Raw genomic sequence first — 13,489 nt, 5'->3', positions numbered from 1 at the left:
AAAGTTTCTCTCGTGAGCATGTATCCAGATCACAGTATTGTCACGGGGTGATGGGCTAGCATCATAGGCAGTCTCTCCGTGCATGCGGGCATGGGATGCAACTCATGAAGCAGACAGCGGGCATGGTGCCTGCTTGTCGTGCAGCGGGCGACGTCAACACCTTCCCGTTGCAATTGCCGCCAGACCTTCCGAACGCCATAGACCCGCCAGTTCACTTCGAAAACCCGCCGGATCTCGGGCCGCAATGCCTCGTCACGCCGGGCACCGTCCGACAATCCGGGTCGGATCCGCCCGCTTCGTCAGGTGCTCCCAATACGTGGAGACGAACCAAGGTTACACACTCACCTATCGCAAGACTGGCAACTTGCGTGCGGTTCAACTGTTACTCGGCCCTACGAAGATGGATAGCACCGTTCGATACCTTGGCGACGAGCTTGAAGAGACGTTAGCGATCTCTGAAGCCGTTGAAATTCAAAGACACGGGCCGTCTTCGCGGACGGCCCAATCCTGCCGTTGATTTAATTGCCGATTGCTGCGTTGCAGCTTCCTCACAACGGACCTCGAAACGACACGCATTGTAAACGAGGGAAGTGATGTATGGGACCCGACCAGTTTCACGAGCGCCTCCTTCACATTCCGCGCCGTTAACATACGCGCATTGGTAGGGCTGAGTGCTGCGTCTGTTTCGCGCCTGCTACATGGGCGGATTGGAAGCCGGCAACTTTGCAACCGTCATATCTGCATCAACGCATCCGGCAGGAACTGGCTGGCGGTGTTGAAAAACAGATCGATCACAGCGTTCTTTTCATCTGCCAGGGAAAAGACAACCTCATCCACACGCGATCGAAATTCCGGGACGCTGATCCGGCGTACGGTGTCTGACCGGTAGGTCCCATAGCGCCACATGAAGCCGACCCCGATGCCAAGCGCAACCGCTTCGTAGACGGCGTCGCGGGTGTCAGCGGTCAACCTCGGTTCAGGGACCAGTCCGGCCTGCCGGAAGCCACGGTCCACCACCTTTTGGGTCGAGGATCCGGGAGACCGGAACACAAGCGGACTGGCCGCAAGCCGCGACAGGGACACCTCACTTTGCTGCGCCATCGGGTTATCCGGTGAGACGATCGCCACAACTTCCTGCGACAGGACCGGGAAGCGGCGGAAGCGGGGATCGGGGGGTAAATCCGGCAACACGGCGACATCGACCTCGCGCCGGGAGACTGCGGCCATGATATCCTGATGCGATCCGCTTTCGACCGACACCGTCAGCGATGGGTTCAGATCAAGCACGCGGCCGACAATCGCAATCCCGGGCATCGAGTTGCCAAGGCCGATCCGCAGCCGGTGCTTGCCCGACGGACCGCGCCGCGCAAGAACGCGTTCGGCATCCTCCTGCGCCCGCTGCATGCGATGCGCGACATCACAAAGCTCAAGACAGGCGGGCGTCGGGAGCAGCGTCCCGCGCGCCCGGTCGAACAGGTGGATGTCATATGCGCGTTCCAGATCACGGATCTGCTGCGCCACGGCGCTGTGCGAAATGCCGATTCGACGCGCGGCAGCAGAATAGGACCCTTCCTCGGCAACCGCCGTGAGAGCGCGCAAACGCGAAAGCGACAGGCCTGAGGCCGTTCCTGAAACCGATACCTTCATGAGCTGCAACATAGACTTCAACACGTAACGCCCCGGTTACAGTCGGGCGACATACAGCCAACAACAGCCGCCCACTGCGGCCCAGCAAAACGAAAAAACCTCGCCAGCGGGCGGGAACGGGGATTTCCCCGAACAGAGAGATATTGGCATGGCCCACCCGATCCGATTGCAGCAGTTCCTTGACGGCCCCTGGACCGACCGGGCGGCCCTTCTGGCCGACCTGGATGGATGTCTGGTGTCCGGTGATACGGTGCTGCCGGAGGTTCCGGACCTGTTCAAACGCTGCGGCGACCGGCTGTGGGTCGTCTCCAACAATTCAACCGACACCGCGCAAACCCTGTCGGCACGGCTGGGCGGGCTGGGTTTGGCACTGCCGCCCGAACGGGTGCTGCTGGCCGGGGAAATGACCCTGCGCGCGTTGCACCGCACCCGCCCTGGCGCCCGCATCGCGCTTTACGCCAGCGATCCGCTGCAGAGCCTGGCGCAGGAACTCGATCTGCTGCTGGACCGCACCGCGCCCGAACGGGTGGTGCTGGCACGCGATCCCGCGCTCAGCTTTGCCGACATCGCCCGCATCGCGGAATGCGCCAATGCCGGTATTCCCGTTACCCTCACCAATCCCGATACCAGCCATCCGGCAGCCGACGGCACCCCTGTGCCCGAAACCGGAGCACTCTGGGCGGCGGTCTCGGCCATCGTGCCACAGGCCCAGGCCACCAGCCTGGGCAAGCCCGCCCCCGACATGCCGCGCGAGGCGCTACGCCGCGCAGGCGTTGCCGCCGGGGCCGCTGTTTTCATCGGAGACACCGCCGCAACCGACGGCATGGCTGCCGCCGCCGCCGGTGTCGAATTCGTCCATCTGGCGCGCCCGGGCCACGCCCCCGCCCGCCCCGCCATGACCGGAGTGTGACCATGCTGAGCTTTGCCCTGCGAACCCTGCTCCGGATGGCGCTGACCTTCTTCGTCATCGTCACCATCGTGTTCTTCGCCACCCGCCTGTCGGGCAATGCGGTCGATTTCGTCATCGGCGAAGGCATGACCAGCGAAGACCGCGAGCTGCTGATCAAATACTACGAACTCGACCGGCCGGTGCTGTCACAATACCTCGCCTTTCTGCGGTCCTTCACTGACGGCCAGTTCGGCCTGTCCTTCATCGAACGCCGCCCCGTCGCCGAGATCGTGATGGAACGGATCTGGCCCTCGGCCCAGCTGCTGCTGTCGGCAGTCGGGCTCACCCTTCTCGTATCGATCCCGCTGGGCATTGCCGCCGCCATCTGGCGCAAAAGCTGGGTCGGCAGCGCGGTGATGGTGGTGGCCTTCCTCGGCTATGCGGTCCCCAATTTCGTCCTCGCCACCCTTATGGTTCTGATCTTTTCCTACTGGCTGAACTGGCTGCCGGTGGTGGGCAATGGCACCGCATGGCATTTCATCATGCCCACTATCGCCCTGTCGGGTGTACTAATTGCGGCGCTGACACGGTTCACCCGCAACGCCATGCTGGACGTGCTGGGGCAGGATTTCATGCGCACCGCCCGGGCCAAGGGGCTGCCGGAAAACGCGGTGATCGTCAAACACGGGCTGCGCAACGCGGGCATCACCATCCTGTCGGTGATCGGGCTGCAGGTGGCTGGTCTGGCGGCATCCGGGTCAGTGGTGATCGAGGCGATCTTTGCCTGGCCGGGCATTGGCGACCTGCTGGTCACTTCGGCCCTGCGCCGTGACTACCCGGTGCTGCAATTCGGTGTGCTGACCGTCGCCCTGGCCGTGATCGTGATCAACGCCGCCGTCGACCTTGCCTATGCCTGGGCCGATCCGCGCCTGCGCCACACCGTGAAAGGCTGATCCATGACTTATCCCGCCGTTCCCTCGAACTCTGCCCCGGCCGCCGCATTGCAGCTATGGCGTAGCGCCGATGTGATCCAGAAGGCCGCGATCCTGATCGGTCTGGCCCTGGTGATCCTAGCAATTTTCGCACCGCTGCTCGCGCCCTTTGATCCCAATTCGCAAAGCCTGATCTCGCGCCTGCGCCCGCCACTGGGGTTCGAACGCGCCAAGACGGGCTACCTTCTGGGCACGGATGAGCTGGGCCGCGATGTGTTCTCGCGCAGCCTTTACGGGCTGCGGCTGACCCTGATGCTCGCGGTGCTGGGCGCGACGCTGGGCTTGCTGATCGGCGGCGCACTGGGGCTGCTCGCCGGGATCGTCGGTGGCCGCACCGAAGCCAGCATCATGGCTGCGGTCGACACCCAGATCGCCGTCCCCTTTACCCTGGTTGCGCTGTTCCTGCTGGCCATCCTCGGCTCTTCGATCGAGGTAATCGTGCTGGTCCTCGGTCTTGCTGGCTGGGAACAATACGCCCGCATCGTGCGCGGCGAGGTGAAGCGGCTGATGAACATGCCCTTTATCGAGGCCGCCCGCGCCGCCGGGGCTGCCCCGCTGCGCATCGCCCGGCATCACCTGCTGCCCAACATCGTCTCTCCCATCGTGGTGCAGTTCACCCTGTCGCTGTCCAACATCGTGCTGCTGGAAAGCACCCTGTCCTTCCTCGGCCTCGGTGTGCAGCCGCCCACCGCGACGCTGGGATCGATGGTCGGGATCGGCCGCGACTACATGCCGACCGCCCCGTGGATCGTGGCTGCCCCGGCGCTGATGATCCTGCTGATCACTTTCGCGGTGCAGATCCTTGGCGACTGGCTGCGCGACGGCGCCGATGTGCGGCTGCGCGAACGATAACCCCGGACATACCAACAACAGAGGCGCAAACGCCCGCTCCTTCAAACGTCTACTCAATCCTCACGGAGAAAAGACAATGCTGAGACTGCTGCTTTCCACCGCCCTCGCCGCAGGGATCGCCTCGGGCGCATCTGCCCAGGAAATCACCGTCGGCGCCGCCAACGTGTCGAGCTACCTCGACCCCGGCCGCGACCATTCCAACGTCGGTTCGCAATTCTACTACAACAGCTTTGACACGCTGATCGGCAAGAACCACGACACGCTGGACGCCGAATGGGTTCCGGCACTGGCCACCGAATGGAAATTGGTCGACGCCAAGACCATGGAGCTGACGCTGCGCGACGGCGTGACCTTCCACAACGGCGAAGCAATGACCGCCGACGACGTGGTGTTCTCGCTCAACCGCATGTACCAAGCCGATTTCCCGCCCTATGTGGTGCGGTCGCGCGACCGTCTGTCGAACTTCGTCAAGGCCGAGAAAATCGACGACCTGACCGTGCGTATCATGGTCGAGAAGGAAGAACCGCTGTGGGAAACTCTGCTGAACCTGCAGCAGGTCATGATCATCCCCGAGGAGTACACCAAGGGCCTGACCGGCGACCCCAAAGTGGCCGAGCATGACGATTTCGAAGCCTTCTCGCTGGCGCCGGTCGGCACTGGCCCGTACCGGATCTCCGAATTCGTTCCCGGCGAACGCGTGGTCTATGAACGCTTCGACGATTTCTGGGGCGACAAGGCGCCGCTGGCCAAGGCCACCGTGCAGCAGATCCCGGAAACTGCATCGCGGGTGACAGCGCTGAAGACCGGCGAAGCTCAGATCATCACCAACATCGCCCCCGACCAGCTGTCGCTGATCGAAAGCGACCAGAACCTGCACACGGTCGGCAGCGCCACGCCGCTGTTCCACGTCATGATCATGAACGTGAACCACCCCAAGCTGCGCGATGCGCGCATCCGCCAGGCGCTGAGCCTCGCCATCGACCGCGACACGCTGAACGAGGCGCTGTGGCTGGGCAAGGCGGTGGTGCCTTCCACCCACACGCTGAAGGAATACGGCGATCTTTACATGCCGGAGCTGAAGACCTTCGAATACAACCCCGAAAAGGCCAGGGAACTGCTGAAGGAAGCCGGTTACGACGGGTTCGAGGTCACCTTTGACACCCACCCGACCTATTACACCAACGGTATGCTGGCCGCTCAGGCCATCACCGAGATGTGGAAAGAGGTCGGCATCAATGGCCGCGTCAACATCGCCGAGAAATGGTCGGGCCGTTCGCCCGAGATGATGACCCGCAACTGGTCGAACCCGATGTATTTCGCTGATCCCTTCGGATCCTTCGGCGTGATGTGGGCTCCCAACGGCCCCTCCGAAGGAGAAGGCCGCTTCAACACCGATGAGGGCTATGCCGAAATCTGGGAACGCTTCCGCTTCTCCAAGGACGTCGAGGCACGCAAGGTTGCCTATGGTGAGCTGATGGAACGTATCAAGCAGGATCCGCCGGTGCTGCCGCTCTATCGTCCGTTCGAAAGCTGGGCGATGCGCAAGGACGTGAGCTGGGCGCCGAAGCCGGGCCACATTCCCTATGTGCTCGACTTCCGCGCCGGTTCGATCTCCTTCGCGACCAACTGATCATGAAATGGCCCGTCGCCCAGGCGGCGGCGGGCCTCACCCCAAAACACACTTTCAGGAATATCCCGTCATGACCGTTCGCCTTGCCATCGTTGCCGACATTCACCACGGAACCCCGTCCGCCACCAAGCGCGGCGATGCCGCCATGGGCTTGATGGATGAATTTTCCCGCTATGTCCGTGACGCCAACGTTGACCATGTGCTGGACCTCGGGGACCGGATTTCTGATGTCGACCATGCCACCGACCTGCGGCTTGAAGCCGAAGTGGCTGAGGCATTCCGCGCTGTTGAAAAACCGATCTGGCACCTCAACGGCAATCACGACCGCGATTATCTGAGCGTCGAGGAAAACGAAGAAATCCTCGGCCAGTCTCTGGGCCATGAAACCCACGATATCGGCGACTGGCGTATCGCCCTGTGGCGCGCGGACTCCCGCATTCAACGCACGCCGGAGCATACCGGTTTCGTCTTACGCGAAGCCGATCTTCTGTGGCTGTCCCGCACCGTGCAGGCCGCTGACCGGCCGCTTCTGGTGGTCAGCCACGTGCCGGTGTCGGGTCATTCGCAGATCGGTAACTACTACTTCCAGAACAACCCGGGCCATTCCACCTATCCGATGGCCGACCGTGCCCGCGCCGCGCTGGCACAGGCCAAAGTGCCGGTGGTCTGCCTGTCGGGGCACGTGCATTGGAACACCGTTACCACCATCGATGGCATCCCGCATCTGACGCAACAATCGCTGACCGAAAGCTTCACCACCGAAGGCGACCCTGCCGGCGCCATGGGCATGATCGAACTCGGCGAAACCCTGCGCTGGGACGTGGTGGGTAAAGATCCTTACCGCGCGGAAATCACCCCTTCCGCCCGGCGCTGGACCCCGGTGATGCCCGATTTCCGCGACCATCCAGAACGACGTGACCGCACCCTCAAGACCGAGAGCTGAGCCATGACCCGTATCCCCCTTCTGAGTGTCGATAACCTGCGCCTGAACTTCGGATCGCACGAGGCGGTCAAGGGCATCTCCTTCGAGATCGCGAAGGGGGAAACGCTGGCTCTTGTGGGTGAGTCCGGCTCTGGGAAATCGGCAACCGCTTTGGCATTGCTCCGACTTATCGAACGCGAAGGCGGCCAAATCGCGGGCGGCACCGTCACCCTTCACGGCACGCCGGACCTGCAGCTCTCGGCGCTCAGCGACCGGCATATGCAGCAGGTGCGCGGTAACCGGGTATCGATGATTTTTCAGGAGCCGATGACCGCGCTCAACCCGGTGATGACTTTGGGCGACCAGGTGGCCGAGGTCCTTCAACTGCACCAGGGCCTTGATGCCGCCGCGGCCCGCACAGCCGCACGCGACGCCTTCGAGCAGGTGAAGATCCCCGAAGCCGAACGTCGCCTTGACCAGTTCCCGCACGAATTGTCTGGCGGCTTGCGCCAGCGGGTGATGATCGCCATGGCACTGGCCTGCCGCCCCGACCTGTTGATCGCGGACGAACCCACCACCGCACTGGACGTGACGACGCAGGCTGAAATCCTCACCCTGATCCGGCAACTGCAAGAGGAAATCGGCACCGCGGTTCTGTTCATCACACATGACATGGGCGTGGTTGCCAATATTGCCGACCGCGTGGTGGTGCTGAAACAGGGCGACAAGATCGAGGAAGGCCCCGTGGCCGAGATCTTTTCCCGCCCGCAGGCTGTTTATACGCAACAATTGATGGCTGCGACGCCGAAACTCGGCAGTGGCGCGCCCAAGCCTTTGTTGCGTCCGACTTCCCCTGTACTGGAGGTCGAAAACCTCGCGGTTCATTTTCCGGTGCGCCGCGGAGTGTTACCGGGCGGGCATCTGGACTATCACGCCGTAAACGGTGTTTCGCTCTCCATTGCTCCGGGGGAAACGCTGGGACTGGTGGGCGAATCCGGCTGCGGCAAATCCACCCTTGCCCGCGCCGTTTTGCGATTGGTCGAACCCAGCCAGGGCCGTATCCGGCTGGAAGGGCAGGAAATTACCGGGCTCAATGCTGCTGAAATGCGCCCCCTGCGTCAGCGCGCCCAGATGGTGTTTCAAGACCCCTTCGCCAGCCTCAATCCGCGCATGTCAGTACGCGATCTGATCACCGAACCGGCCCATATCCACCAGCGCCTGTCGCGCCGCGACCGCCGCGCGCTGGCCGGGGAACTTCTGCAAAAAGTCGGGTTGGAACCCGCTGCCGCGGACCGGTTTCCGCATCAGTTTTCCGGCGGGCAACGCCAGCGGCTCTGCATTGCCCGCGCATTGTCGGTGAGCCCCGCCCTGATCGTCGCCGACGAATCGGTGTCGGCGCTGGACGTATCGGTTGCGCGTCAGGTCACCGACCTGATGGCGCGGCTGCAGGCCGAGGACGGTGTGTCCTTCCTGTTCATCAGCCACGACATCGCGGTGGTCGAACGGGTCAGTCACCGTGTCGCGGTGATGTGGGCCGGGCAGATCGTTGAAACCGGCCCGACCGAAGCTGTGCTGCACGACCCGCAGCACCCCTATACGCAGCGGCTGCTTGCCGCCGTGCCGGTGGCCGATCCCTCGCGCCGTGGCGCCCAACGCCCGCAGCTGCCCGCCGTGCAGCCACCAAAACTGCTGCTTCCCGTAGGGTACGCGCCGGAACGTTCAAAGATGAGAGAGGTTAGCCCCGACCATTTCGTCGCGGTTCAGAACCCCGCCGATACCCTTCTGTCTGCGCGCCCAAAGCACAGGCCGGAACAGAATGTGACAGATCGCGAAGGTTCCTCCTCAACACGGTCCAGCCAGTTCGAACAGGTCTGAGGTCCGGATTCAGGCCATAGTGTCGGGATTCAGAACCAGTAGATTTCGACTGCGGCGAGGGCGATGATCGAGAGGAAGACCTTTGGACATCGGTCATAGCGGGTCGCTGCACGCCTCCAGTCCTTGAGCCTGCCGAACATGATTTCGATGCGATCGCGCCGCTTGTATCAGCTCTTATCGCATTTGACTGGCGTCTTGCGTTTCCTTCGACCGGGGCGACAGGCGCGTATTCCCTGGTCCTGCAATGCTTCTCTGAACCAGTCAGCGTCATATCCGCGATCCCCGAGCAGCCATTTCACGTTTGGCAAGCCGCTGAGCAGTGCCCGCGCGCCGATATAATCGCTCAAGGATGGGGAGACAGAGGACGATCTTTTTGCCTTTCTGACGTGTCAGCCAAATGCGGAGGTCGCTGCGGTCCATCCGAAGGCTATGCCGATGATTTTGACGGAGCCGACCGAGCGGGACCTCTGGCCAAATTCGCCTATTGAGGCTGCCCAACAATTGCAGCGACCATTGCCTGATGGGACACTTCTTCCTCTCGACACTGCGGATGAGACTGAGCGACTCATACGAAGGTGAAGTTCGCGATCAAAGCAGCAGCAATCAGTTCTGGAGACGTATTGACTTCACCACCAGATCCCTCATGCGACATCTAGGGCCGAGCTGCTGACATGGTCGTTCGTAGGCTTTTGTCGCCGTTCATGATCGACTGCAATGCGCAGATAGTGACATTTGCAAAGTCGTGAAATCTGCCAGCCGGACGGCGATCCCATATCTGATAGGAATGTCTCTTATGGAGACAAGGCCGGATCAATCAGATTGAGTTTCGTTGCCACTTGCTGCATCACGTCAACTGCCCTCAACGGGGAAGCTGAGGCACATGCAGCAGATATTTCATAATAGAATTTCGTGCCTTGGAGTGTTTTCGAAGGTAAAGAAGAATGCACGAGATCCGCCTCAATGATTTCGTTGTCTTGCATGAACCATCTCATGAGAACGATAAACGGCAAGGTCTCTTCCTGCGGCAGGCCCAGATCATCCTGAAAACCACCTGTTCGCCTATAGTTGGCAATTTCGGCATCATGATATGCGAAGATGAAGTCGTCATGCCGTGCGCTCAGCTCTGCGCAGGTTAATCCTACAAGGTCTTCGGCGGTATAATGCTTTATTTGAGACGGCTGGGACCAGGCGAAAAAGACCAGTGCGACCGCAGCAATGCAAAACAACAAGAAAAATCCGGCGATCTTCTTCATGGTCCCTCCTACAATCCTGCGGGCCTGCCTGTCAAAATGGCACTCTGCGCCAGTAAGGAAATTGCAGACTGCCGCGAAGAACCATACGAATAGCGATCGTCAAAACTTCCAGTGGACTAAGCTAATAGGGCTTGGAGCTGTCGTGTGGTAACGCAGCGAAGTAGGTTCGGCGATCTGATCTTGCTGCGTCGAGGACGGCTTAGGGCCGGTCGTGCCAATCGGCTTCTTCTGCTCCTCGGTTCCCTGTTGATCTCAGGCGTGCAGTGTCTCGAAGTCGTTTACCGGCGCAAGTGCCTGTTGCCGTTTTACTACGGCGCGAGTTGTCCCCGCGTGCTTCCAGAGTGCTTCCACACTTCCAGGGCTACAAACGCAGAAGGCGCCCCTTGGGGCGCTATCATATTGTAATTGTTGTGCGTTATTTTTGGTTGCGGGAGCGTGCAGCCGTCGCAATCTACCAAACCCGAACTGCTATATTTGAACCCTTTGGTACCTAGGTAGTTCGCGCGCCTCGCTTTGCCAGCGACAAGCGACAGGAAATGGCTGCTCTACAACCTGATCCTACGGCAGCAGGCCAACAATGCACTAACAATCAAACCGAACCACCCGATGGTTGCACGCCAAAATCATTGTGCTGCCCTCACAGCCCGCAGAACTTCCTCCAGGTGATCGGCAGGATAGCCAGGGGGTATCTCAATGGCTGCCGTTCCGATACTGATCCGGCAGGAGGTGCTACTTGCAGTCTCGTGGCCATACTCGTGAGGAAGCTCGGCCAGCCGCTGGACCGCCGGAGCAACGACCTCGACAAAAGCTGGGCTCTTCCCGGAAGTGTCGGCCTTCTTAACCCAGAGAGCGACCGGAGATTTGTTGGTGCCGATCTCCTCAGCCGTCTCACGGATTCCGGCTCCAGCTAAGATCTTTCGAACAGCCTTGGCGCGGAGCGCGTCTGGCCATTTCCGCCTCCTGGTTGGGGAAACGGGGACCGTGATCCCCCACACTTTCACTTCTTCCGGCATCATTCCATCCAGAATTACCGCCTCCTTTCTTCAGGTGGCGCCAGTATCTCAAACCCCTTATTTCATTGAAACATGGGGTCTTTGCACCGCTTACCCTCGAACTGCACGACCTCGCGCCCCGCCCCACCGAAACCCGCGATCCATGCCGGGCGTAATTCGCATCAGCCGGGTTTCCGGCGGGTGCCCTGCTCCAGCACCGCGTTGCGGCGTGCCGCAATAACGCCGCGCCCACAGGATTCGAGGCAGCACTCAGAGCAGAACAGCCGAGTTCAATGAAAAAAACTCCTCAAGAGTCAGTCACACCGAAAGTTTGTGTTTGCGCAACGTTCTGAGCTCCCGACCGGGATAGCTTTTTCTCAAACAGCAGTCATAATGGAAAGGAACGGGACATGCTGACGAGAAGAGCCGCATTAATGGGGGGCGCAGGCGTTGCCGCGCTGCCGCTTCTTGCAAAGGCTGCCAAAGCCGAAGAAATCATGGACACCTCCATGGCCCTGCCTGCCGACCTGTCGAGCCTCAAGCGGATCAAGCGGAGGCTGGTCCGTCCGCCGATGGTCCACGAGCATGAACAGGTGGCCCCTGCGGAACCGCGCATCGTCGAATTCGAGATGCAGATCGTTGAAAAGGAAGTCGAGGTCGGCGATGGTGCCTATCTTCAGGCGATGACCTTCAACGGATCAATTCCGGGGCCTTTGATGGTGGTACACGAAGGCGACTATGTCGAACTGACGCTTTATAATTCGCCCGAAAACCTGATGCAGCACAACATCGACTTCCACTCTGCTACAGGTGCCCTTGGCGGCGGGTCGTTGACGCTGGTGAACCCTGGCGAGAAGACCACATTGCGCTTCAAGGCAACCCGTCCGGGAACCTTCGTCTATCACTGTGCCCCGGGTGGCCCGATGATCCCCTGGCACGTCGTCAGCGGCATGTCCGGCGCAATCATGGTCCTGCCGCGCAACGGTTTGAGCGACCACAATGGCGAGCCGGTCCGTTATGACCGCGTGTTCTACATCGGAGAGAATGACTTCTACATTCCGAAGGATGCGGACGGGAGCTACAAGCGGTTCGAGGATGTCGGCGAAAGCTATCCCGACACGCTGGAGGTGATGAACGGACTGATCCCGAGCCATGTCGTATTCAACGGCAAGATCGGATCGCTCACCGGCGACAACGCGCTTCATGCGGCGCAGGGCGAGAAGGTGCTGTTTGTCCACAGCCAGGCGAACCGGGATACCCGACCCCACCTGATCGGCGGCCACGGTGACCTTGTCTGGGAAACCGGCAAGTTCAACAACCCGCCGGAGCGTGACCTGGAAACCTGGTTCATTCGCGGTGGCTCTGCCGGTGCTGCGCTCTATGAATTCCTGCAACCCGGTGTCTATGCCTATGTGAACCACAATCTGATCGAAGCGGTGAACCTTGGCGCGACAGCCCACGTGGTGGTCGAGGGCGACTGGAACAACGACCTGATGGAGCAGGTACAGGCACCGGTCGAATATAACGCGGCCTATGAGGGCAAGACCGCGCTGCCATAACCGGCCAGGCACAATCAGTGATGATGATGGGGGCGGCCAGAGTATTGGTCGCCCCGCTATGGTTCAGGAGTTCGGATATGAAGAGGATTGCGCTTTCGTTTGGAGCCACCGGTCTGGTCGCGCTTGTCGCCCTGGCAATGTGGCCCGCGCAGGAAGCTGCGCCCCCGCCCTTTGACCCGGTTGAGATGGTGGGCGTTGAGGCAGGAGTCATTGACTACCGCCCCTTCGGGAATTTCGAACGGGCGGGAAAGGCACAGACCCCACAAGAGATCCTGCTCAGGGTCGAGGGGTTTTCAATCATGAAATTTCAGGTCAGCCGAGAGCAATATGGCGCCTGCGTGGAGGCCGGTGCCTGTACTCCGGTTCCCGCCGAGGGAGTGGGACTGCCGCAGACGCAGGTGAACTGGCAGGATGCCAGTGACTTTGCGGCCTGGTACTCCGACGTAACCGGGGATGTGTGGCGCCTTCCGACCGACCGCGAATGGCAATTGGCAGCAGCTGAACGCTACGGGGATGCGGTCGCGGATCCGGGCGATCTGGATCCGGGTGAGAGGATGCTGGCCCGTTACAAGGCCGGGGTTTTGTTGCGCGGCACGGCCAGCCCGGCACTGCGGCCTGCCGGGGGGTTTGGAATAAATTCCAAAGGGGTGGCTGATCTCTCCGGCAACGTCTGGGAATGGACCGGCGGCTGCATGGAAAACGGAACCCTGAACCCGGACGGCTCCATCGCGTCGAGCGAACCCTATTGCGCGGTTCGCATTGCGGGCGGCCTGCATCGCGCGGCCATTGTCGATTTCATCAGAGATGCCCGTTCAGGGGGATGCGCCGTTGGCCTGCCCCCGGAACACCTGGGGTTTCGACTGGTCCGGGAACAATGA

At 61.1% G+C, this 13,489-nt stretch carries 11 protein-coding genes and 3 pseudogenes; 9 read left to right on the top strand and 5 right to left on the bottom strand.

All coding sequences use genetic code 11. The features are described from left to right. Positions 1 to 128: 128 nt before the first annotated feature. Positions 129 to 321, bottom strand: a pseudogene (locus tag SM766_RS15115) (IS3 family transposase); the annotation flags it as partial. On the opposite strand from SM766_RS15115, the pseudogene SM766_RS15110 reads away from it, so the two are divergent. After that, positions 318 to 517: pseudogene (locus SM766_RS15110) on the top strand (hypothetical protein); the annotation flags it as partial. The pseudogenes SM766_RS15115 and SM766_RS15110 sit on opposite strands and share 4 nt — an antisense overlap. A 215-nt stretch (positions 518 to 732) precedes the next feature. Here SM766_RS15110 and SM766_RS15105 read toward each other — a convergent pair. After that, entirely contained in the window at positions 733 to 1,647 is a 915-nt protein-coding gene (locus SM766_RS15105) for a LysR family transcriptional regulator (RefSeq protein ID WP_368948316.1), read from the bottom strand. 148 nt (positions 1,648 to 1,795) lie between these two features. Between SM766_RS15105 and SM766_RS15100 the strand changes: the two genes are divergently transcribed. From SM766_RS15100 to SM766_RS15075, 6 genes are all read left to right on the top strand, one after another. Continuing rightward, positions 1,796 to 2,557 carry an HAD family hydrolase gene (locus tag SM766_RS15100; RefSeq protein ID WP_368948315.1) on the top strand — a complete coding sequence of 254 codons (762 nt, stop codon included), beginning with the start codon at positions 1,796 to 1,798 and terminating at the stop codon, positions 2,555 to 2,557. A gap of 2 nt (positions 2,558 to 2,559) precedes the next feature. Continuing rightward, complete coding sequence (locus SM766_RS15095; RefSeq protein ID WP_368948314.1) at positions 2,560 to 3,489, top strand: ABC transporter permease; 930 nt, start codon at positions 2,560 to 2,562, stop codon at positions 3,487 to 3,489. Between the two features lie 3 nt (positions 3,490 to 3,492). Continuing rightward, positions 3,493 to 4,380: an ABC transporter permease gene (locus SM766_RS15090; protein ID WP_368948313.1), complete on the top strand. Its 888-nt coding sequence runs from the start codon at positions 3,493 to 3,495 to the stop codon at positions 4,378 to 4,380. Between the two features lie 76 nt (positions 4,381 to 4,456). Continuing rightward, on the top strand, positions 4,457 to 6,010 hold the full coding sequence (locus SM766_RS15085; protein WP_368948312.1) for an ABC transporter substrate-binding protein: 1,554 nt from the start codon (positions 4,457 to 4,459) through the stop codon (positions 6,008 to 6,010). A gap of 70 nt (positions 6,011 to 6,080) precedes the next feature. Beyond that, a complete protein-coding gene (locus SM766_RS15080) occupies positions 6,081 to 6,953 on the top strand; it encodes a metallophosphoesterase family protein (protein ID WP_368948311.1) in 873 nt (290 codons plus the stop codon). Between the two features lie 3 nt (positions 6,954 to 6,956). Next, on the top strand, positions 6,957 to 8,807 hold the full coding sequence (locus tag SM766_RS15075; RefSeq protein ID WP_368948310.1) for an ABC transporter ATP-binding protein: 1,851 nt from the start codon (positions 6,957 to 6,959) through the stop codon (positions 8,805 to 8,807). Between the two features lie 29 nt (positions 8,808 to 8,836). Here SM766_RS15075 and SM766_RS15070 read toward each other — a convergent pair. From SM766_RS15070 to SM766_RS15060, 3 genes and pseudogenes are all read right to left on the bottom strand, one after another. Next, positions 8,837 to 9,154, bottom strand: a pseudogene (locus SM766_RS15070) (transposase); the annotation flags it as partial. A gap of 444 nt (positions 9,155 to 9,598) precedes the next feature. Continuing rightward, positions 9,599 to 10,060, bottom strand: coding sequence for a hypothetical protein (locus SM766_RS15065; protein ID WP_368948309.1), 462 nt, complete (start codon positions 10,058 to 10,060; stop codon positions 9,599 to 9,601). A gap of 623 nt (positions 10,061 to 10,683) precedes the next feature. Beyond that, the gene (locus SM766_RS15060) at positions 10,684 to 11,073 is read right to left on the bottom strand and encodes a transposase (protein WP_368948308.1); all 390 of its coding nucleotides are present in this window, start codon (positions 11,071 to 11,073) and stop codon (positions 10,684 to 10,686) included. 389 nt (positions 11,074 to 11,462) lie between these two features. Between SM766_RS15060 and nirK the strand changes: the two genes are divergently transcribed. Further along, positions 11,463 to 12,611: a copper-containing nitrite reductase gene (gene nirK / locus SM766_RS15055; protein ID WP_368948307.1), complete on the top strand. Its 1,149-nt coding sequence runs from the start codon at positions 11,463 to 11,465 to the stop codon at positions 12,609 to 12,611. Positions 12,612 to 12,688: 77 nt separating this feature from the next. After that, positions 12,689 to 13,489: an SUMF1/EgtB/PvdO family nonheme iron enzyme gene (locus SM766_RS15050; RefSeq protein WP_368948306.1), complete on the top strand. Its 801-nt coding sequence runs from the start codon at positions 12,689 to 12,691 to the stop codon at positions 13,487 to 13,489.

The organism is Pseudophaeobacter sp. A-200-2 (assembly GCF_041008815.1).
GTDB classification, from domain to species: domain Bacteria; phylum Pseudomonadota; class Alphaproteobacteria; order Rhodobacterales; family Rhodobacteraceae; genus Phycobacter; species Phycobacter gallaeciensis_A.
The sequence above is the reverse complement of the archived record's forward strand: the minus strand, read 5'-3'. Positions and strand labels throughout refer to the sequence as shown.

What these genes read in the sequence shown, in the direction of transcription:
- SM766_RS15105 (WP_368948316.1), bottom strand. Translation starts at nt 1,647, where the DNA reads ATGAAGGTATCGGTTTCAGGAACGGCCTCAGGCCTGTCGCTTTCGCGT.
- SM766_RS15100 (WP_368948315.1), top strand. Translation starts at nt 1,796, where the DNA reads ATGGCCCACCCGATCCGATTGCAGCAGTTCCTTGACGGCCCCTGGACC.
- SM766_RS15095 (WP_368948314.1), top strand. Translation starts at nt 2,560, where the DNA reads ATGCTGAGCTTTGCCCTGCGAACCCTGCTCCGGATGGCGCTGACCTTC.
- SM766_RS15090 (WP_368948313.1), top strand. Translation starts at nt 3,493, where the DNA reads ATGACTTATCCCGCCGTTCCCTCGAACTCTGCCCCGGCCGCCGCATTG.
- SM766_RS15085 (WP_368948312.1), top strand. Translation starts at nt 4,457, where the DNA reads ATGCTGAGACTGCTGCTTTCCACCGCCCTCGCCGCAGGGATCGCCTCG.
- SM766_RS15080 (WP_368948311.1), top strand. Translation starts at nt 6,081, where the DNA reads ATGACCGTTCGCCTTGCCATCGTTGCCGACATTCACCACGGAACCCCG.
- SM766_RS15075 (WP_368948310.1), top strand. Translation starts at nt 6,957, where the DNA reads ATGACCCGTATCCCCCTTCTGAGTGTCGATAACCTGCGCCTGAACTTC.
- SM766_RS15065 (WP_368948309.1), bottom strand. Translation starts at nt 10,060, where the DNA reads ATGAAGAAGATCGCCGGATTTTTCTTGTTGTTTTGCATTGCTGCGGTC.
- SM766_RS15060 (WP_368948308.1), bottom strand. Translation starts at nt 11,073, where the DNA reads ATGCCGGAAGAAGTGAAAGTGTGGGGGATCACGGTCCCCGTTTCCCCA.
- nirK (WP_368948307.1), top strand. Translation starts at nt 11,463, where the DNA reads ATGCTGACGAGAAGAGCCGCATTAATGGGGGGCGCAGGCGTTGCCGCG.
- SM766_RS15050 (WP_368948306.1), top strand. Translation starts at nt 12,689, where the DNA reads ATGAAGAGGATTGCGCTTTCGTTTGGAGCCACCGGTCTGGTCGCGCTT.